Origin of the sequence: Desertihabitans brevis (assembly GCF_003327535.1) — a bacterium.
Taxonomy (GTDB): Bacteria; Actinomycetota; Actinomycetes; order Propionibacteriales; family Propionibacteriaceae; genus Desertihabitans; species Desertihabitans brevis.
In genome coordinates this window covers 439032-457679 of the sequence record NZ_QOUI01000001.1, presented here as the reverse complement: position 1 = coordinate 457679, position 18648 = coordinate 439032, and the positions used below count along the sequence as shown (strand labels likewise).

Below are 18648 nucleotides of genomic sequence, written 5' to 3'. Positions count from 1 at the left end.
CGAGCGCGGGGCGACAGCACGGGAGGAGGGCAGGCCGATGGAGACGACCTCTCAGCACGCCAGCATCCTCCCCGGTCTCGAGGCCCGGGTCCGCAGCTGCGACGGATGTCTGGGCTGATCCCCGTGATCGCCCTCCCCTGCCGTCCTGCGTCGTCGCCGGGCGGCTTTTTCTTTCTCGGAGGGAGGCGGCCATGAGCGGGGTGCTCGTCCTCAACACCGACAACACGGCCCTGCACACCGTGTCGGTCAAGCACGCCATCGGCATGCTGGTGCGTGAGGTCGCCGTGGTCGAGGAGGCCCGCGAGAACCACCTGATCGGGCCCTACCCGTGGCCGCTGGTGCTGCGGCTGGTCCGTTACGTCAAGACCGCTTTCATGTACGCCCGCGGGCCCGGCTGGACCAAGCGGGGTGTGCTGCGCCGCGACCGGCGCACCTGCGCCTACTGCGGCGGCTTCGCCGACACCGTCGACCACCTGGTCCCGCAGTCCCGTGGCGGGCCGAACAGCTGGCTCAACACGGTGGCGGCCTGCGGCGCCTGCAACGCGCTCAAGGCCGACCGGACGCCGGGCGAGGCCGGGATGGCGCTGCGGTTCCGGCCCTACGCGCCGTCGCGGGCCGAGCTGGCGCGGCTCTGAGGATCAGGACGTCCGCGCGAGCAGGTAGACCGCGGCGCCCGACAGCAGGTTGGCCAGCGCCGGCGGGTAGCCCGCCACCCGCCCGGCCTCGTCCAGCAGCACCCGCGACTCCACGGCGAACCCCAGGCCGGCCAGGAACTCCTCCAGGTCGACCAGCGTGGCGTTGTGGATGTTCGGCGTGTCGTGCCAGTCGTAGGGCATCTGCCGCGACATCGGCATCCGACCGCGCAGCAGCCGCCACCGGTGGCTCCACAGCCCGAAGTTCGGCACCGCCACGATGCAGCGCGGGGCGATCCGGCTCATCTGGGCCAGCACCTCGGCCGGACGCCGGGTGGCCTGCAGCACCTTCGACAGCACCACCACGTCGTAGGAGTCGTCGCCGAACTCCCCCAGCTGCTCGTCGACGTCCAGCTCGATCACCGACACCCCGGAGCGGATCGCCCGACGCACCGCACCGGGGTCGACGTCGACCCCGGTGCCGGTGCAGCCGTGCCGGCGCTGCAGGTGGCCGAGCAGCTCACCGTCGCCGCAACCGAGGTCGAGCACCCGGCTGCCGTCGGCGATGAGGTCGGCCACCACCGCGAGCTCGTCGCGCAGGTGCAGGTGCCGCGACGGGCCGCGGCGGCGTCCGGGGGTGCGCGTCGGGATGGTCACCGCGACCCCCGCAGCGTCCCGCTGGTCCGCACCGTCTCGTGGGTGCGCTCCAGGGCCCGGTCGACGAAGGCGCGCACCGTCTCGTGGTAGTCCTCGATCTCCAGCAGGAAGGAGTCGTGGCCCCACACCGAGGCGATCTCGCGGAAGCTCACCGGCACCCGGGCCGACTCCAGCCGGCGGACGATCTCGCGGGAGTGCTCGGTGGCGAAGCGCCAGTCGGTGTCGAAGGAGACCACCAGCGCGCGGGTGCCGGCCTCGGCCACCGCCCGTGGGTCGTGCTCGCCGAACGGCTCGAACCAGTCCATCACCCGGGTCAGGTAGAGGTAGCTGAGCGCGTCGAAGCGGGTGAGGAAGGTGTCGCCCTGGTGGCGCAGGTAGCTCTCCACCGCGAAGTCGACCCCGAACCCCGGTCCGGTGGTCTCCGGGTCCTGGATGCGACGGCCGAACTTCGCCGCCATCGCCTCCTCCGACAGGTAGGTGATGTGGGCCAGCATCCGGGCGATCGACAGCCCGGCGGCGGGGTTCGTCCCGTGCTCGGTGTAGCGGCCGTCGTGGAAGTCGGGGTCGCGCATGATCGCCTCGCGACCCACCGCGGAGAAGCCGATGTTCTGCGCGCTGAGCCGGCTGGAGGCGGCGATGATCACCGCGTTGTCCAGCTGCTCGGGGTGGCTGAGGGCCCACTGCAGCACCTGCATCCCGCCCAGCGAGCCGCCCACCGCGGCCAGCAGCCGTTCGATCCCCAGGTGGGCCAGCAGGGCCCGGTGCACGGTGACGAAGTCGGCCATCTGGAGCAGCGGGAAGTCCAGGCCGTAGGGCTCGCCGGTGGCCGGGTTGGTCGAGGCGGGCCCGGTGGTGCCCTGGCAGCCGCCGAGCAGGTTGGCGCACACCACGAACAGCCGGTCGGTGTCGAGCGGCTTGCCCGGTCCGATCATCGTGTCCCACCAGCCCGGGCGGCGGTCGCCCTCGCGCCAGCCGGCGGCGTGGGCGTCCCCGGTGAGGGCGTGGCAGATGAAGACGGCGTTGTCGCGCTGCTCCGACAGGGTGCCGTAGGTCTCGTAGCTGACGTCGACCTCGAGCAGCTGCTCCCCGCCGGCCAGCACGAGCGGGTGGTCGCGGTCGAACAGCCGGACCTGCTCGGTCCGCACCTGCCCGATCTGCCGCTGCATCCCTGCTCCTCCTGCCCCCGACGTCTGGGACGACCGTCGACCCCGTGACCCTAGGCGGGCCTCCCAGACCGCCTCGGCTCTTCCACCATCCGGTCAGGACGGCCCGGTGCTGGCGCTCTGGAACACTGTCGAGGTGGCTGAGAGGGTGACGACCGCACGGGACCTGCGGCGGTGGCGCCGCTACCTCGCCGAGGAGCAGGCCGAGGCACGGGTGTACCGCCGGCTGGCGCGTCGGCGCCACGGTGAGGACCGGCGGATCCTGCTGGAGATCGCCGAGGCGGAGGGGCGTCACGAGACGCACTGGCGGGCGCTGCTGGGCGACCGGGTGGGACGCCCGGTCCGGGCCGGGCTGCGCACCCGGATGCTGGGCTGGCTGGCCTCCCACGTCGGCTCGGTGTTCGTGCTCGCGCTGATGCAGCGGGCCGAGCAGCGCTCCCCCTACGAGACCGACGAGCACGCCACCGAGCAGATGGTCGCCGACGAGCACATCCACGCCGAGGTGGTGCGGGGGCTGGCGGTGCGGGGCCGCCAGCGGATCTCCGGCACCTTCCGGGCGGCGGTGTTCGGGGCCAACGACGGGCTGGTCTCCAACCTGGCGCTGGTGCTCGGCATGGGGGCCACCGGCGTGGGGCCGGGGGTCGTGCTGGCTGCCGGGGTGGCCGGTCTGCTGGCCGGTGCGCTGTCGATGGGTGCCGGGGAGTTCGTCTCGGTGCGCTCCCAACGCGAGCTGCTGGCAGCCTCCACGCCCAACCCCGACACGACCCGGCACCTGCCCGGCCTCGACGTCGACGCCAACGAGCTCTCGCTGGTCTACCAGGCCCGCGGCGTCCCGGCCGCCGAGGCCGATCAGCACGCCGCGGAGGTGCTGGCCGGTCTGCGCTCGCTGGAGGTCGGCGAGGAGGCCTCCCACGAGGAGATCGGCAGCGCGCTGGGTGCGGCGGTCTCCAGCTTCTGCTTCTTCGCCTCCGGCGCGCTGGTCCCGGTGCTGCCCTGGCTGATCGGCGCCACCGGCTGGGTGGCGGTGGCCTGGTCGGCGGGGCTGGTCGGGCTCGCGCTGCTGCTCACCGGCTCCGTCGTCGGGCTCCTGTCGGGGGTCTCGCCGCTGAAGCGGGCGCTGCGCCAGCTCGCGATCGGCTGGGGCGCCGCCGCGGCGACCTACCTGCTCGGGCTGGCGTTCGGGACCTCGGTGGCCTGACGGCCGGCTGGCCTAGGCGTCCAGCCGGGCGGCCACGTCGGCGGGGAACCCGCCGGTGGCGATCGGCCCCCACCGGGCCGGGGTGATCCGGATCAGCGACTTGTCCTGCACCCGCATCGCGGCCCGGTACTCGTCCCAGTCGGGGTGCTCGCCGCTGATGCAGCGGAAGTACTCGACCAGGGCGTCCTCGGCGTCGGGCATGTGCAGCACCTCGGCCTCGCCGTCCACCTGCACCCAGGCGCCGCCGAAGTCGTCGGAGAGGACGCAGACGCTGACGCGTGGGTCGCGGGCGGCGTTGACCACCTTGGCCCGGCCCGGGTAGGAGGAGATGACGATCCGGCCCTGGGCATCCACCCCGCCGCTGACGGGGGACAGCTGGGGCTCGCCGTCGCGGCGGCGGGTCACCAGCAGCATGTGGTGGCGGGGACGCACGAAGTCGAGCATCTCCTCGCGGCTGGCGGTGGTGCTGGTGGCGATGGTGCGGCTCATGGCGCGACCCTACGCCGCACCAGGTGGACGCCGACGCCCACACCCAGCACGAGCAGCCCGGCGAGCACGGACGTCCACGGCAGCGAGACGGCCAGTGCGACGCACCCGACGGCACCGACGGCCGCGGTGACCCGGGTCACCGGGTGCGGGCCCAGCGTCCAGGCCGAGAGGTTGGCCAGCAGGTAGTACACGAGGATGGCGAAGGAGGAGAAGCCGATCGCCTCGCGCAGGTCGACCAGCAGCACCAGCACCACCACCACGGCCCCCACCGCCAGCTGCGCGCGGACCGGCACCTGGCGGCGCGGCTCCACCCGCGCCAGCGCCCGGGGCAGGTCGCCGTTGCGGGCCATCGCCAGGGTGGTCCGTGAGATGCCGAGCACGACGGTGAGCAGCGCGCCGGCCGCGGCCAGCACCGCCACCACCCGCACCACCGGCACCCAGGCGGCCAGGTCGAGGGCACGGACGGCGTCGGCGACGGCGTCGGTGCTGCCGGCCAGCCCGTCGACACCGAGGGTGCGCACCAGCGCCCAGGCCAGCGCCGCGTACACGGCGACCGTGACCAGCAGCGCGATCGCCACGGCACGCGGGATGGTGCGCCCGGGGTCGCGCACCTCCTCCCCCAGGGTGGCCAGCCGGGCGTAGCCGGCGAAGGCGAAGAAGAGCAGCCCCGCACCGCCGAGGACGCCGAGCGGCCCGGGCCCGTCCGCCGGATCGCCCGCGGACGGGTCGCCACCGGCCGCGAGCGGGGTGAGGGCGGCCGCCAGCACCACCGCGACGAGCACCGCGAGGACGACCAGCACCCCGGCCAGCGCCACCCGGGCCGAGCGCTGGACGCCGACCACGTCGAGGGCGACCACCACCACGGTGGCCAGCAGGGCGACCTCGCGCTGGTGCTCGGGCCAGGCGTAGGCGCCGACGGTCCAGGCCATCGCAGCGCAGGAGGCGGTCTTGCCGACCACGAACCCCCACCCGGCCAGGAACCCCCACAGCGGTCCGAGCTGGGCGCCGGCGTAGACGTAGGTGCCACCGGAGCGCGGGTGGTGCACCGCCAGCCGGGCCGAGGAGAACGCGTTGCACCAGGCCACCAGCGCGGCCAGCAGCAGCGCCAGCCAGAGCAGGCTCCCGCTGGCGGCGGCCGCGGGCGGGAACGCCGCGAACACGCCGGCGCCGACCATGGCGGCGAGTCCGACGCCCACCGACTCGAGCAACCCGAGCCGGCGGGCCAGCACCGTCGATGCGCTCACCGGCGGCCTCCTGCGACGGCTCGGGCGGTGCTGGGGTCGCTGACGGCCTGGACGGGGTCGGGCGGCACGAGCACGAAGGTACGCCATCGCGGGGACGTACCGGCCCGCGGCCCGACCGCATGCCGCTGCGGCGGTGGTGGTCGCGGGTCCAGATCCGGGGCGCCGTCGCACCGCCCCGGGCGTCCGGGGCTACCGTGAGGCATGCCCTCGACCCCGCGGACGCCGCCTCCTCCCCGGGCGCGGTGGTGGCGGTGACGGCGACGACACGCGCGGACGCGGGCCGCAGGTCCGGCTCGGTGCTGCGGATGGTCGTCACCGACCGCTTCTACCTGGCCGCGGTGGCGAGCCTCTTCTTCGCCGGGGTGGGTCTGTCGGTCGCGATGCCGCAGCTGTCGCTGTTCCTGGTCCAGGAGCTGCACACCTCGCTGGAGGTGGCGGGGCTGTTCTTCCTCACCCAGCTCGGCGCCCCGGTGCTGGGCTGGGTGGTCGGGGCCTGGTCGGACCGGCTCACCGACCGCCTGTGGCTGTTCCGGCTCGGGGCCGTGGTCGGGCTGGTCGGCTGGGTGGCGCTGGCGCTCAGCACCTCGGCGTGGATGGCCTTCGTGCTCAACCTCACCGTGCTCGGGTTCTCCGGGGCGACCGGCTCGCTGATCTTCGCCGCGGTCCGCGACCAGCTCACCCACCACCCGACCGGCGTGGACAACCGGGTGATGTCGACGGTGCGGCTCGGGTTCAGCCTCGGCTTCATGACCGGGCCGGTGCTGGGCAGTGTCCTCGGCAGCGCGCTCGGGCTGCGGGCCTCGATGCTGGCCGCCGGCGTCTTCACGCTGCTGCAGGTCGTGCCGATGCTGGGGCTGAAGGTCGCCCGGGCCACGGTCGCCGCCGATCCGGCGCCCGCCCCGGCGACCGGGCCCGGACCGGCCACCCGTCCGACCCGGGCCCGTCTCCGTCGTCGGCGCAGCGGCAGCACCGGGCTGGGTCCGCTGCTGGCCTTCCTCGGCCTGGGTGTGCTGGCGATGAGCGGGGACACCGTGAAGTTCGCCTACCTGCCGATCTACATGGAGCTGCAGCTCGGCACCCCGGACTGGCTGCGCGGGCTGGTCATCTCGATGCAGTCGGTGGGCATGCTGTTCTTCATCCCCCTGATGGGGGTGCTCGCCGACCGGTTCGGCGCCCACCGGCTGGTGGTGGTCAACGTGCTGCTCGGCGTGCTGGCCAACCTGGGCTTCATGCTCGGTGGGCACGAGCTGGTGCTCATCGCCGCCACCCTGCTCAACTCCGCGATGTGGGCCACCCTCGGCGGCATCGGCATCAGCGTCGCGCAGGAGCTCTACCCCACCGGCGTCGGCATGGCCTCCTCGCTCTACTTCTCCGCCATGCGCTTCGCCGCCGCGATCGGCGGCATCGCCGGCGGGCTGGGGGTCGGCTGGTTCGGGGTGCCTGGGGTGTTCGTGGTGCCGGCGGCGCTGTGCGTGGTCTCGGCCGCGGGCCTGGCGGTGCAGGCGGTGCTGACCTCCCGCGCCGCGCGGCAGGGCGCCCCCGTGACGGCCTGAGCCGGCCCCGGACCGGGGCCGGGCCGGTCCGAGGCCGCCGCCTACGATCGGGGACGTGGAGCGCGAGGCGAAGGTCGGTGACCTCACCCTGGTCTACGAGACGTTCGGCGAGCCGGAGCACCCGCCGCTGCTGCTGCTCTTCGGCCTCGGCGGGCAGATGGTCGGCTGGCCCGACGCGTTCTGCCAGCGGCTGGCCGACCGCGGGTTCCACGTCATCCGCTTCGACCACCGCGACATCGGCGGCTCCGAGGTCGTCCCCGGCGACCCGGTCCGACCGCTGCGCACGCTGCTCGGCCTGGACGAGCTGCCCTACACGCTGGAGGACCTCGCCGACGACGCCGTCGAGCTGCTGCGGGTGCTCGGCCACGGCTCCGCCCACGTCGTCGGGGTGTCGATGGGCGGCATGATCGCCCAGCTGGTGGCGATCCGGCACCCCGGGCGCACCTGCTCCCTCACCTCGATCATGTCCACCACCGGACGCCGCACCGTCGGCTTCCCCACCCGGCTGGACCTCGTCCGCGGGGCCGGCCAGACCGCCCCGGACGACCTCGAGGAGTACCTCACTCGCTCGGTGGCGCGGCTGCGGGTGCTCGCCGCGAAGGGCTTCCCCTTCGACGAGGAGGAGATCCGCGACATGCTCACCCGCAGCTTCGAGCGCGGGCTGCGCCCCGAGGCCGCCGTCCGCCAGCTGATGGCGATCCTCCGCGCCGGCGACCGGACGTCCGCGCTGCGCGAGCTGGACGTCCCCACCCTGGTGGTGCACGGCACCGCCGACCCGCTGGTGCACGTCTCCGGTGGACGGGCCACCGCCCGCGCCGTGCCGGGGGCGGAGTACCTGCCGATCGAGGGGATGGGCCACAGCCTGCCCGTCGGCACCTGGGACGCCGTCGTCGACGCCATCGCCCGGACCGCCGCCCGCAGCGCCCGACCGCCCGCCCGCGACGCCGGCCGGCAGCCCTCGGTCTCCTGAGGCCCGGGCGGCACGGTCAGAGCAGGAACGCGTGCAGCCGCGTCGCCACGCAGAGCACCAGCATGCCGGTGGCGTTGACGAGGAGGTTGCGACCGAGGTCGCGGGCCCGCACGTGCATCGTGATCGCGACGACGAAGGAGAGCACCAGCGCGACGGTGGTGACCAGACCCGGGTACGGCACCCAGATGCCGGTCACCAGACCGCGCGCTGCGGCCGTCTTCAGCGGCGCCAGCACCCACCACCAGCGGCGTGGGAAGGCCACGTCGTCCAGGCAACGGGCGACGAACGGCACCGGTCGCAGGCACATCCCCGCGTCGCCGAGCTGGACCAGGGTCAGCACCACACCGGCCACACCGGGTCGGGCAGCACGCTCACGGACCCGACGCCACGCCGGGGGGCGCACTAGGCCAGGAAGCGGGTCACCGGGGTGTCCGGCGGCAGGTGGGTGACGTGGATCGGGCTGGCCTCCATCCGGGCCAGCAGCGCCGCCAGCTCGGCCGGGTCGCCCAGCTCGATTCCGACCAGGGCCGGGCCGACCTCGCGGTTGTTCCGCTTGACGTACTCGAACAGGGTGATGTCGTCGTCGGGGCCGAGCACCTCGTCGAGGAAGAGCCGCAGCGCCCCGGCCTGCTGGGGGAAGTCGACCATGAAGTAGTGCTTGCGGCCCTCGTGCAGCAGCGCCCGCTCCTCGATCTCGGCGTAGCGGCTGAGGTCGTTGTTGCCGCCGCTGACCAGGCACACCACGCTCTCCCCCGGCTCCAGCCCGAGGGGGGTGCGCAGGGCGGCGGTGGCGAGCGCGCCGGCGGGCTCGGCGATGATCCCGTCCTCGGAGTAGAGGTCGATCATCTCCACGCAGACCAGTCCCTCCGGCACCGTCACCACCCGGTCCAGCCGGTCGCGGACGAGGTCGAGGCACAGCTCACCCACCCGGGCGACCGAGGCGCCGTCGACGAAGGTGTCCACCTCGGCCAGGGTGGTCGGGTGCCCGGCCCCCAGCGCCGCGGAGAGGCTGGCCGCACCGTGCGGCTCGACCGCGACCACCCGCGTCCCGGGGTGGTGCTCGGCCAGCCAGACGACGCTGCCCGCGACCAGCCCGCCACCGCCGACCGGTACCACCAGGACGTCCGGCGCCCGGCCCAGCTGGTCCACCACCTCGCGCACGACGGTGCCCTGCCCGGCGACCACCCGGGCGTCGTCGAAGGGCGGCACCAGCACCGCGCCGTCGCGGGCGGCGTCCAGGCGGGCGGCCTCGGCAGCCTCGTCGAAGTAGCCGCCGGAGACGATGATCTCGACCCACTCCCCGCCGATCGCGGCCACCCGGCGGCGCTTCTGCCGCGGGGTGGTGCGGGGCAGGTGGATCCGGGCGCGGACGCCGAGGGCGGCGCAGGCGAAGGCCACCCCCTGGGCGTGGTTGCCGGCCGAGGCGCAGACCACGCCGCGGCCCACCTCCTCGGCGTCCAGCTGGGCGATGAGGTTGTAGGCGCCGCGGACCTTGTAGGAACGTCCGGCCTGCAGGTCCTCCCGCTTGAGGAGCACCTCGCAGCCGGTCAGCGCCGACAGCCGCGGGTGCGGCTGCAGCGGGGTGCGGAGGACGGTCCCCTCCAGCCGGGCGGCGGCGTCGTCGACGTCGGCGGCGGTGACGGAGGGGCGGCGGAGCTCGGGCACGACCGGCATCATCTCGCGGGCGTGCCCGGACGCCGCACCGGGACCGAGATCCGGCGCCTGCTCCGGCCGGGCTCGGGAGCGGCGGCCGGAGATCTTGCGCAGCACCTGCGTGAGCCGGGCCTGGTTCGCCGGCTTCTGCAGCTCCCGCCGTCCGCGCTCGACGGCCCGCCGGCCCTGCGGCGGGCTCAGGAGACGTCGGATCTGGTCGGGAGCGCCATGGTCGGGATCCTCTCCACGGCCGGGCGGGCTCAGTTGACGGTGAGGACCGTCCCGGAGCCGTCCAGGTACTCCACCCAGCCGAGGTAGGGGCTGGTGCCGTCGACCCGGTTCCAGCGGGCGGTGACGGTGATGGGCTCGCCCACCTCGGCGGTCGGGTCGGCCGGGGTGACCCGGAGCCGTCCGTCGGCCGAGTCCTCGGTCACCACCGCGCCGCGGTGGGTGAAGGCGGTCGAGCTGGTGCCCGGCGCGTTGGCGAAGTTGACCACCTGGCTGATGTAGCGGCCGGGCGCCGGTGCGGACAGCACCACCGTCTCGTCCGCGGCCGCGGTGGCCGACCGCGCCACCAGGGTGGCCGTGCTGCCCTGCACGCGGTACACGTACAGGTCCAGGTCAGCGCGTTGGGCCGGGGTGCGGGTGGTGAACTGCGCCACCTTGGCGCCCTCGGCGACCGTGGTCTCGTACTGCGACGCCGCCCCGGCCGGCAGCGTGCCGTTGCTCGCCGCGCCCTGGGCCAGGCCGTAGGCGCGGATCGGGAAGCGGCCCTCGACGCCGGGCTGCACCTCGAACCGCAGCTGACCGTTGCGCCCGCTGCCGGCCACCGACTCCGGCGCCAGCAGGGCCCGCGGGGTCACCGCGATCGGGCTGCGGATCGTCGTCCCGGCCCCCGACCAGGTCAACGAGCCGGTGGCGGCCTCGTCGAAGTCGACCGAGTGGTTGGTGAGGGTGACCGTGAAGGTCTTGGTCTGCCCGGCGCTGTCGAAGTTGAGGATCGACGGGGTGACCTCGACGTCCAGCCCGGGCACCGAGGCCTGGGCGCGGTAGAGCCCGGGCTCGACCGCGGTGACGCGGCGGGTGACGGTCTGGGTCCTCAGCAGCGAGCCGACCGCGATCGACGGGGTGTTGTAGTCGCTCGGGTCGACCGCCTCCACCCCGGTGCCGGTGCGGACGCCGATGCCCTCGAGGAAGGCCAGCCAGTCCTCGTCGGCGGAGTCGTAGACCAGACCGGGCTCGAACATCCTCGTCGGGGTCAGCTCCCCCGCGCCCTGGACGAACGGGTCCGTGACCGGCTGGTCCTCGGCGTCCACCAGGTCCTCGGCGGTGGTCATCAGCGCCGACTTCACCTGCATCGGCGACCAGGTGGGGTGCACACCGTCGCCGTAGTGCAGCGCCGCGGCGCCGGCGACGTGCGGGGCGGCCATCGAGGTGCCGGAGTAGAAGTCGAAGTCGCGTCCGGAGTTCGACGGCGGGGCGACCGCGGCGAGGATGCTCACACCGGGGGCGGCGAGGTCGGGCTTGACCAGGTCGCCTCCGGTCGCGGTGGACGGCCCGCGGCTGGAGAAGCCGGCGATCTGCGGGTGGGGCATCGTGTCGCCGGCGAGGTTGCCCGGCTCGAGCGTCGCGGTGGCGCCCGCGGTGGCGGCGTAGGCCTTCACGTCGGCCGAGGCGGGCGGGTTGAGGTGCACGGTGGGCACGCTGTGCAGGTCGCCGTCGAGGCTGAGCTCGGTGAGGTTGACCAGCACCATGCCGATGCCGCCGACCCGCTCGACCTCGGCCGACTTGGCCACCCGGTCGACGACGCCGCGGTCGCACACGACGATCGTGCCGGTCGCCTTGGCCGGGTCGAGGGTGCCCGGCGCGCACAGCGCGGCGTCGGCGTCGGTGGCGGCCGCGGTCTTCACCTCGACGGCCACCTCCAGCGGGGCCGGCCCGGTGGGCTGGTCGACGGTGGTGCTGATGCCGCTGAACCGCTGGCCGTCGCCGAGGACGACGGTGCCCTCGTAGGGGGCGACCGTGCTCGCCGCGACGGTGGTCACCCAGGGGGCGGTGTTGTCGAGGGTGGACGCCCCCGGGCCGCTGTTGCCGGCCGAGGCTGAGACGAAGATGCCGGCCGAGGCCGCGGAGAGGAAGGCCAGGCTGATGGGGTTGTCCACCGCCGACTCCGAGCCGCTGCCGATGGAGTAGTTGATGACGTCCACCCCGTCGGCCACGGCCGCGTCGATGGCCTCGACGATGTCGGAGGTCCACCCGCCGGTGGTCTCCTCGGTGGTGCCCTCCCACAGCACCTTGTAGCTGGCGATCGCCGCACCGGGGGCCACCCCGGAGACGGTGCCGAAGTCGTTGCCCTCCACAGTGGCCGGGACGTCGGCGTTGCCGGCGGCGGTGGAGGCGGTGTGCGAGCCGTGACCGCCGCCGTCGCGCGGGGAGAGGTAGTCGTTGCGGTACGCCTCGGGGACCGCGGCCTCCCAGCCGTCGGAGAAGGAGCGGGCGCCGACCAGCTTGGTGCTGCAGAGGTCGGCGGTGAACTCCTCGCCGGTCTCGCACTCGCCGGTGAAGGTGCTGCCGTCGGACTTCGCCATGACGATGTCCTCGCCGTCGCGGTAGGCGCGGTACGGGTCGTCGTCGCCGGGCTCGGTGGCGCTGAGCTCGTCACCGGCGAAGGACGGGTTCTCCGGCCAGATGCCGGTGTCGAGGACGCCGACCACGACACCGCGACCGGCGGCGTCGGTGCCGCCGAGGCTCTCCCACACCCCGCCCGGGCCCGAGAGCCGCAGGTAGTCCACCGAGTTCTTGTCGTCGGTGGGCTTGTGCAGCTGGTCCTTGCTCACCGCCAGCACGCCCGGGGTGGTCTCGAGCTCGCGGGCCTGGTCGGCGGTCATGGTGGCCGCGAAGCCGTTGAGGCTGACCGCGTAGCGACGGGTCGGCTCGACGCCGACCCGCTCGGCGGCCTCGTCCTGGCGCTCCTCGAGGTGGCGGCGGTACTCCCGCGCTGCGGAGGAGGTGGTGTCGACCCGGCGGCCCTCGGTCGGGCGGGTGCGGGCGATGCCGTCGGTGCCGCCGTCGTAGGTGGCCAGCGGCTCGTCGGTCAGGGTGACGATGTAGCGCCCCGACGCCGGGACCGGCAGGTCGGAGGGCGGCACCGCGGCCGCGGGCGAGCCCGTCAGCACGACGGCGGCGGCGCAGGTGGCGGCCGTCAGCCCGAGCAGGCGACGGCGGGGTGAGGTTGGCACAGGCTCTCCAGGGGGGTGGCAGGAGGTGGGTGCCCGGTCGGGGTCCGGCCGGGAAATAGGGTGAACATCATCGCGTCCGGCGCCCGTGGGAAGACCATCTCTCCGGCGTGGCGACCGGGACGCCCCAGATCTGAGGAGGGACTCGTGCGCATCCACCCCTGGCGGATCGGCCTGCTGGTGCTGCTCGTGGTCGCCGCCTGCGTTCCGGGCGCGCCCGGGCCGGCGCCGCAGGCCACCCCGTCGGCGCAGGCGTCGGACAGCCCGAAGCCGTCTCCCCCGCCGCCCACCGTCGAGCCCACCCCGACGCCCGGCGGGGGCGCGGACGAGCTGGTGGTGCAGGTGGACGACGGCAGCGGGCAGGTGACCACCTGGACGTTGCGCTGCGACCCGCCGGGCGGGGACCACCCCGACCCGGAGGCGGCCTGCGCCGCGCTGGAGCAGCACGCCGACGCGCTGCAGCCGGTGCCCGCCGACCGCCAGTGCACGATGCAGTACGGCGGCCCGCAGACCGCCACCGTCACCGGCAGCTGGCGCGGCCAGCCGGTCTCCAGCCGCTTCGCACTGACCGACGGCTGCGAGATCGCCCGGTGGACGGCGCTGACCGGGCTGCTGCCGCCCGCCGGCTCCTGAGCGCGGCGGGCGGCGACCCGTCCCGGCTCAGCCCCGGTTGGAGAGGTCCCGGGCCTGGTTCTGCGCGGTGATGGCGATCTCGATCGCCTTGAACGCGTGGGCCTGGCCCATGGCGTCCTCGGTCCGGTTGAGGCAGTCCAGCACCAGCCGGCCGAAGAACGGGTAGCCCACCGTCCCGGTGACGTTGAAGTGCCGCTCCTGCTCGCCGTTGGCCAGGAACAGGTGCCCGGGGCCGTCGGAGGTGGCGAGGTTCATGTACTTGCGCTGCTCGATGTAGCCCTCCGTACCGAGGATGAAGGTGCGCCCGTCGCCCCAGGTCTGCAGGCCGTCCGGGGTGAACCAGTCGCAGCGCAGATAGCCCACGGCCCCGGTGTCGGTGACCAGGTGGGCGTCGCCGAAGTCGTCGAGCTCGGGGTGCTCGGGGTGGGCGTGGTTGGCGATCGTGCTGCTGACCACCTCGGCGTCGGTGGAGCCGGTGTAGTGCAGGATCTGGTCGACGTTGTGGCTGCCGATGTCGGTGAGGATGCCGCCGTAGCGGGCACGCTCGAAGAACCACGCCGGACGGCTGGGCGCGTTGAGCCGGTGCGGGCCGAGCCCGATCACCTGGATGACCTTGCCGATGGCGCCCTGCTCGATGAGCTGCTCGGCGAACACGGCCGTCTCGACGTGGACGCGCTCGGAGTAGTAGACGGCGTACTTGCGCCCCGTGCGGGCCACCGCCTCGCGGGCGGCGGCCAGCTGCTCGAGGGTGGTCAGCGGCGCCTTGTCGGTGAAGTAGTCCTTGCCCGCCTCCATCACCCGCAGACCCAGCGCGCAGCGCTCGCTGGTCACCGCGGCACCGGCCACCAGACCCACCTCGGCGTCGCCGAGCACCTCCTCCTCCGAGCGGGCCACCCGCACGTCGGGGAACCGCTCGCGGAACTGCTCCACCTTGGCCGGGTCGGGGTCGTAGACCCACTTCAGCCCGGCGCCGGCGCCGATCAGGCCCTGGCACATGCCGTAGATGTGGCCGTGGTCCAGCCCGATCGCGGCGAAGGTGAAGTCGCCCGGCTCGACGACGGCGGCGGGGACGGGGGCGGGTGCGTAGGTCCCGCCGTCTGAGGCGCTCATCGGCTCTCCTTGTCGTTGTCCTGGGTGTCTGCGGTGGGGGCGCCGGAGACGCTGATCGCCCCGGCCTGCTCGGCGACCGAGGCCGTCTTGGTGAAGAAGCGCGGGGCCCGCTCGGTGAGGGTGCCGGGCAGCGACCAGGGGTCGTCGGCGGCCAGCGGCAGGTCGACCGTGCGGCGCTCCACCCCGGCGCGGTAGATGGCGGTGATGAGCTCGATGGTGCGACGGCCGTCGTGCCCGTCGACCACCGGCCGGCGGCCCTGCTCGATCGCGGTGAGGACGTCGTCGACCTGACCCGTGTGACCGGTGTGGGCCAGCGGCGGCTGCTCGGCGGCCAGCGTCCGCAGCCGCTCGACCAGGGCGGGGTCGCCACCCGGCACCGGGAACCCGTTGGGCTGGGTGACGTCGGCGACCACGTCGCCGTCGAGGGCGATGCTGGCCGCGCGGCCCTGGACCACCATCTGCTGGCGCTCGCCGTGGTCGACCACCGAGCTGGTGACGGTGGCCAGTGCCCGCTGGTAGGACAGCACCGCGACCGACAGGTCCTCGATCTCGGCGTTCTCGTGGGCGGCGTTGGTGAGCACCGCGGTGACGGCCTGCGGGGCGCCCATCAGCCACAGCAGCAGGTCGATGTGGTGGACGGCGTGGTTGAGGGTGCAGCCGCCGCCCTCCTGCTCCCAGGTGCCGCGCCACCACAGGTCGTAGTAGGGCAGCCCGCGCCACCACGCCGAGGTCACCTCGACCCGGGAGACGGGCCCGGCCAGCCCCGAGTCGAGCGCCGCCTTGAACCGGACCACGTCGTCGCGGAAGCGGTTCTGCGCCACCGAGGAGAAGAGGGCGCCGCCGGCCTGCTCGGCGGCGAGGATCGCGTCGCAGGCGGCCAGCGAGGGCGCCATCGGCTTCTCGCACAGCACGTGGACGCCCGCGCTCAGCGCGTCGACGCTGATCTGCTCGTGGGTGGACGGCGGCGTGCAGACGCTCACCAGGTCGACGTCGCCACGTTCGAGCAGCTCGGTGTGCGAGGCGTGCACCCGGGCATCGGTCAGCCCGAAGCGCTCGCGGGCCGCCTCGGCCTTCTGCGGGACGATGTCGGCCAGGGCGACCACCTGGCAGCGGTCGGGGAAGGACCGGTAGGCCTCGAGGTGGGCTGGGGAGATGTTGCCGGTGCCGATGACGGCGACCTTGATCACGCTGCGACTCCTGCTCTTCGTCGTGCGGGGGCGGGCGGGCCCGGCCTGCACCGAGCGGCGCGGACCGGCGCGCCCACGCTAGTGGACCGGTGGCTGCCGCCGTGCCAGGCCCGCCCGGCGAGACCCAGGGCGCGGTCGAGTGCGGGCCCGCGGGCGGAGCGCGTGCGGCAGCCACAGCGGGACGGCCGCGCGGTAGTCCTCGAACTGCTCGCCGAAGCAGGAGCGCAGGAAGCGCTCCTCCGACGGACGGACCAGCCGGTGCCAGGCCACCGCACCGACTGGCGGCACCAGCAGGTAGCTCGGCGAGCCGACCGCCAGCGCGACGCCGAGCGCCTGGGCGACCCCGCTCACCGCCATCGGGTTGCGCACCCAGCGGTAGGGGCCGTCGGCCACCAGCCGGGCGGCGGCGTCGAAGGGCACCGGCGTGCCGCCACCCCCGGCCATCGCCACCGCGGACCGGATCCCGAGCGCGCTCGCCGCCAGCAGCAGCCCACCGCCCAGCACCCGTCCTCCCGGCACCCGCACCCGGCCGATCCCGGCAGCACGTTCCAGCCGGCGCAGCACCGCGGGCAGCGCGACCAGGGCGAGGAACCACACGAGCACCATCCACGCCAGCGTCCTGACCAGGTGCCGCCGGGCCGATGCCGGTCGCGCCGTCCGGTAGACCCTCACGTGGTCTCCACCTCCCGTCGGGCGACCACCCGCAGGCAGACCGCGGTGGCCGCGGTGGCCGCGGCCATGGCGAGCAGCCCGAGCCAGCCCTGGCCGCCGCCGAGGACCTGCCCGACCGTCATCGCCGTGCCGTACCCGACGGCGCCGAGGACGAGCCCGGTCAGCACCGGGGCCGCCGGGTGGGCGGTGGTGACCAGCCGGGCGGCGGCCAGCGAGGCGAGGCCGAGGACGACGTCGGGCGGCAGGTAGGCGTCCAGCAGCGCCGGGTCGCCCAGCTCGAAGAGGGCGCGGACGTCGGGCCGGAGCGCGAGCAGCGCCCACCACAGTCCGACGGCGACGCCCTGGGCCGCGAGGTAGGCGGCGGCGAGGCGGCGGGCGGTCACCGGCCCATGATGGCGTGCCGACCCGCCCTGGCGCCCGCGCGACCTCCCGGGGGTCAGTCGCGCCCGCCGCACGAGCCCACCGTCCCGGGTCAGCGGTGCCGGGGAGCCCGGGCCCAGCCGAAGCAGTACAGCCCGTAGGCGGCCAGCCCGAGGGCGACCAGCGTCAGCAGCACCCCACCGTGCACCTGGGCCCGCACCGCCCGCAGGGCCAGGTCGAGCCCGCCGGCGCGTTCGGCGTCGGAGGTCAGCACGGCCGCCACCAGCAGGCTGGCGACCACCAGGTAGGCCACCCCCTTGGTGACGTGGCCGACCACACCCAGCAGGAGGCCGACCGGGCCGGGCTCGCGGCTGAGGTCCTCGCGGAAGGTGCGTCGCAGGCCCTTGATCCCGGCGGCCACGCCGAAGCCGGCCACGCCCGCGGCCACCAGCAGCACCAGCCCCACCCCGACCGGGTGGTCCAGCAGCCGGGCGGCGAGGTCCTGGCCCCGCTCGCGGGCGGTGCCGGGACGCGCACCGGCGGCGACCCGGACCGCGGTGGCGGCCAGCACCAGGTAGAGCAGGGCCGTGCCGAGCGCGGAGGCCTTGCGACGGACCCGGGTGAAGCCGTGCGCCTCGCGGTGGCCGAGCAGGGCCTCGAGCACCTTCCACAGCGCCAGCGTGACCAGACCGACCGCGATGGCCCCGAGCAGGACGACCCCCAGCGGCTGGGTCGCCACCTCGGCCATCGCACCCGTGCTGGAGGCCTCCTGCCGACCGACGCCGAGCGCCAGCTGCAGCGCCACCACCGCGACCAGCAGGTGCACGACGCCGTAGGCCACCAGCCCGATCCGCACCATCGCGCGGTAGACCTGCACCTGCCGCAACGCCCGGGCGGCCTGCTCGGCCCGCTCCCCGGCGTGCCCGAGGCGGTCGCCGACGCCGGCGGCGCGGCGTCCGTCGTCAGCCACCGCGCCGCCCGGGCCGTCGCTCAACCGCGGTCACCAGCCGGCGTGGCCGCCAGCGAGCCGAGCAGCCGCAGTGCCGCGGCGCTGCCGGAGCCGGGAGCGGCGGAGTAGACGACGAGCTCCTGGCCGGGGCTGGCGCGGACGTCGAAGGTCTGCAGGGTCAGGGTGAGCGCACCGACGTCGCGGTGGCGGAACCGCTTGCGCTGCAGGGTCTTGCCGCGGGCGTCGTGGTCGGCCCACCGCCGGGCGAACTCCGGGCTGGCCTTGAGCAGCTCGGCCAGCACCTGCTGCACCCGCGGGTCGTCGGGGGCCTCACCGTGGCTGAGCCGGAACGCGGCCACCGAGCCACGGACCACCTCGTCCCAGTCGACGTAGAACGTGCGTGCGGCGGGATCGGTGAAGACCAGGTGCAGCAGGTTGCGGGTGGAGCTCCAGGAGTGGAACAGCGCGTCGGCGATGGCGTTGGAGGCCAGCACGTCGTAGGCCCGGTTGTAGACCACGGCCGGGTTGTCCGGCCAGCCGGCGACCAGCTCCTGCAGGGACTCCTCGACCCGGTCGGTGACCGCCGCACGCGCCCGCGGGGCCAGCCCGGCCACCCGGAACAGGTGCAGGCGGGCGTCCTCGTCGAGCCGCAGCGCCGAGGCCAGGGCGTCGACCACCTGCGCGGACGGGGTGCGTTCGCGGCCCTGCTCCAGGCGGACGTAGTAGTCGACGCTGACACCGGCCAGCAGCGCCACCTCCTCCCGGCGCAGTCCCGGGACGCGGCGCCGCCCGGTCGGGGGCAGCCCGACGGCGTCGGGGGTCACCTGGGCACGACGGGAGACCAGGTAGCGACCGAGCTCGGAGACCATGAACGCAGCGTAGGACGCGAGCGCACCCCGAGGGTGGGTGCGGTGCTCCCCCGAACAGCGCGGCCTCCCGCCG

General features: G+C 74.7%; 18 protein-coding genes. 5 read left to right on the top strand and 13 right to left on the bottom strand.

Annotated features, from left to right (window positions below):
* Positions 1-191 precede the first annotated feature (191 nt).
* Entirely contained in the window at positions 192-635 is a 444-nt protein-coding gene (locus DT076_RS02065) for an HNH endonuclease (RefSeq protein WP_114124956.1), read from the top strand.
* 3 nt (positions 636-638) lie between these two features.
* Here the strand turns inward: DT076_RS02065 and metW are convergent, their stop codons facing one another.
* Positions 639-1289, bottom strand: coding sequence for a methionine biosynthesis protein MetW (gene metW, locus DT076_RS02060; protein ID WP_233493569.1), 651 nt, complete (start codon positions 1287-1289; stop codon positions 639-641).
* Positions 1286-2455: a homoserine O-acetyltransferase MetX gene (gene metX, locus DT076_RS02055; protein ID WP_114124955.1), complete on the bottom strand. Its 1170-nt coding sequence runs from the start codon at positions 2453-2455 to the stop codon at positions 1286-1288. Before metX ends, metW begins: the two co-directional genes overlap by 4 nt.
* Positions 2456-2600: 145 nt before the next feature.
* Here metX and DT076_RS02050 point away from each other — a divergent pair, with 145 nt between their 5' ends.
* Positions 2601-3650: a VIT1/CCC1 transporter family protein gene (locus DT076_RS02050; protein WP_233493568.1), complete on the top strand. Its 1050-nt coding sequence runs from the start codon at positions 2601-2603 to the stop codon at positions 3648-3650.
* Positions 3651-3662: 12 nt separating this feature from the next.
* Here DT076_RS02050 and DT076_RS02045 read toward each other — a convergent pair whose 3' ends face one another.
* Together DT076_RS02045 and DT076_RS02040 are read right to left on the bottom strand one after the other, a co-directional pair.
* Complete coding sequence (locus DT076_RS02045; RefSeq protein ID WP_114124954.1) at positions 3663-4139, bottom strand: PPOX class F420-dependent oxidoreductase; 477 nt, start codon at positions 4137-4139, stop codon at positions 3663-3665.
* Positions 4136-5383, bottom strand: a complete 1248-nt coding sequence (locus tag DT076_RS02040) for an APC family permease (protein WP_233493567.1) — start codon at positions 5381-5383, stop codon at positions 4136-4138. Before DT076_RS02040 ends, DT076_RS02045 begins: the two co-directional genes overlap by 4 nt.
* Positions 5384-5634: 251 nt before the next feature.
* On the opposite strand from DT076_RS02040, the gene DT076_RS02035 reads away from it, so the two are divergent.
* Together DT076_RS02035 and DT076_RS02030 are read left to right on the top strand one after the other, a co-directional pair.
* Positions 5635-6936: an MFS transporter gene (locus DT076_RS02035; RefSeq protein ID WP_158548017.1), complete on the top strand. Its 1302-nt coding sequence runs from the start codon at positions 5635-5637 to the stop codon at positions 6934-6936.
* 55 nt (positions 6937-6991) lie between these two features.
* The gene (locus DT076_RS02030) at positions 6992-7906 is read left to right on the top strand and encodes an alpha/beta fold hydrolase (protein ID WP_233493566.1); all 915 of its coding nucleotides are present in this window, start codon (positions 6992-6994) and stop codon (positions 7904-7906) included.
* A 16-nt stretch (positions 7907-7922) separates the two neighbouring features.
* Here DT076_RS02030 and DT076_RS02025 read toward each other — a convergent pair whose 3' ends face one another.
* The 3 genes from DT076_RS02025 to DT076_RS02015 form a co-directional block, all read right to left on the bottom strand.
* Complete coding sequence (locus DT076_RS02025) at positions 7923-8249, bottom strand: DoxX family protein (RefSeq protein WP_199538887.1); 327 nt, start codon at positions 8247-8249, stop codon at positions 7923-7925.
* A gap of 59 nt (positions 8250-8308) precedes the next feature.
* Positions 8309-9676: a threonine ammonia-lyase IlvA gene (gene ilvA / locus DT076_RS02020; protein WP_233493565.1), complete on the bottom strand. Its 1368-nt coding sequence runs from the start codon at positions 9674-9676 to the stop codon at positions 8309-8311.
* Between the two features lie 143 nt (positions 9677-9819).
* Positions 9820-12798 carry a S8 family serine peptidase gene (locus DT076_RS02015; RefSeq protein WP_147264034.1) on the bottom strand — a complete coding sequence of 993 codons (2979 nt, stop codon included), beginning with the start codon at positions 12796-12798 and terminating at the stop codon, positions 9820-9822.
* A gap of 144 nt (positions 12799-12942) precedes the next feature.
* On the opposite strand from DT076_RS02015, the gene DT076_RS02010 reads away from it, so the two are divergent.
* Positions 12943-13428, top strand: coding sequence for an SSI family serine proteinase inhibitor (locus tag DT076_RS02010; RefSeq protein ID WP_158548016.1), 486 nt, complete (start codon positions 12943-12945; stop codon positions 13426-13428).
* A gap of 27 nt (positions 13429-13455) precedes the next feature.
* Here DT076_RS02010 and DT076_RS02005 read toward each other — a convergent pair whose 3' ends face one another.
* The 6 genes from DT076_RS02005 to DT076_RS01980 form a co-directional block, all read right to left on the bottom strand.
* Positions 13456-14538 carry a Gfo/Idh/MocA family protein gene (locus DT076_RS02005; RefSeq protein ID WP_114124950.1) on the bottom strand — a complete coding sequence of 361 codons (1083 nt, stop codon included), beginning with the start codon at positions 14536-14538 and terminating at the stop codon, positions 13456-13458.
* Entirely contained in the window at positions 14535-15725 is a 1191-nt protein-coding gene (locus tag DT076_RS02000; protein WP_114124949.1) for a Gfo/Idh/MocA family protein, read from the bottom strand. The genes DT076_RS02005 and DT076_RS02000 overlap by 4 nt, the downstream gene beginning before the upstream one ends.
* A gap of 78 nt (positions 15726-15803) precedes the next feature.
* On the bottom strand, positions 15804-16397 hold the full coding sequence (locus DT076_RS01995) for a methyltransferase family protein (RefSeq protein WP_114124948.1): 594 nt from the start codon (positions 16395-16397) through the stop codon (positions 15804-15806).
* On the bottom strand, positions 16394-16780 hold the full coding sequence (locus DT076_RS01990) for a hypothetical protein (protein ID WP_114124947.1): 387 nt from the start codon (positions 16778-16780) through the stop codon (positions 16394-16396). The genes DT076_RS01995 and DT076_RS01990 overlap by 4 nt, the downstream gene beginning before the upstream one ends.
* 89 nt (positions 16781-16869) lie before the next feature.
* Positions 16870-17751 (bottom strand): DUF1206 domain-containing protein, encoded by an 882-nt coding sequence (locus DT076_RS01985; RefSeq protein ID WP_114124946.1) that lies wholly within the window; start codon positions 17749-17751, stop codon positions 16870-16872.
* Positions 17748-18575, bottom strand: a complete 828-nt coding sequence (locus DT076_RS01980; protein WP_114124945.1) for a helix-turn-helix domain-containing protein — start codon at positions 18573-18575, stop codon at positions 17748-17750. Before DT076_RS01980 ends, DT076_RS01985 begins: the two co-directional genes overlap by 4 nt.
* Positions 18576-18648 lie beyond the last annotated feature (73 nt).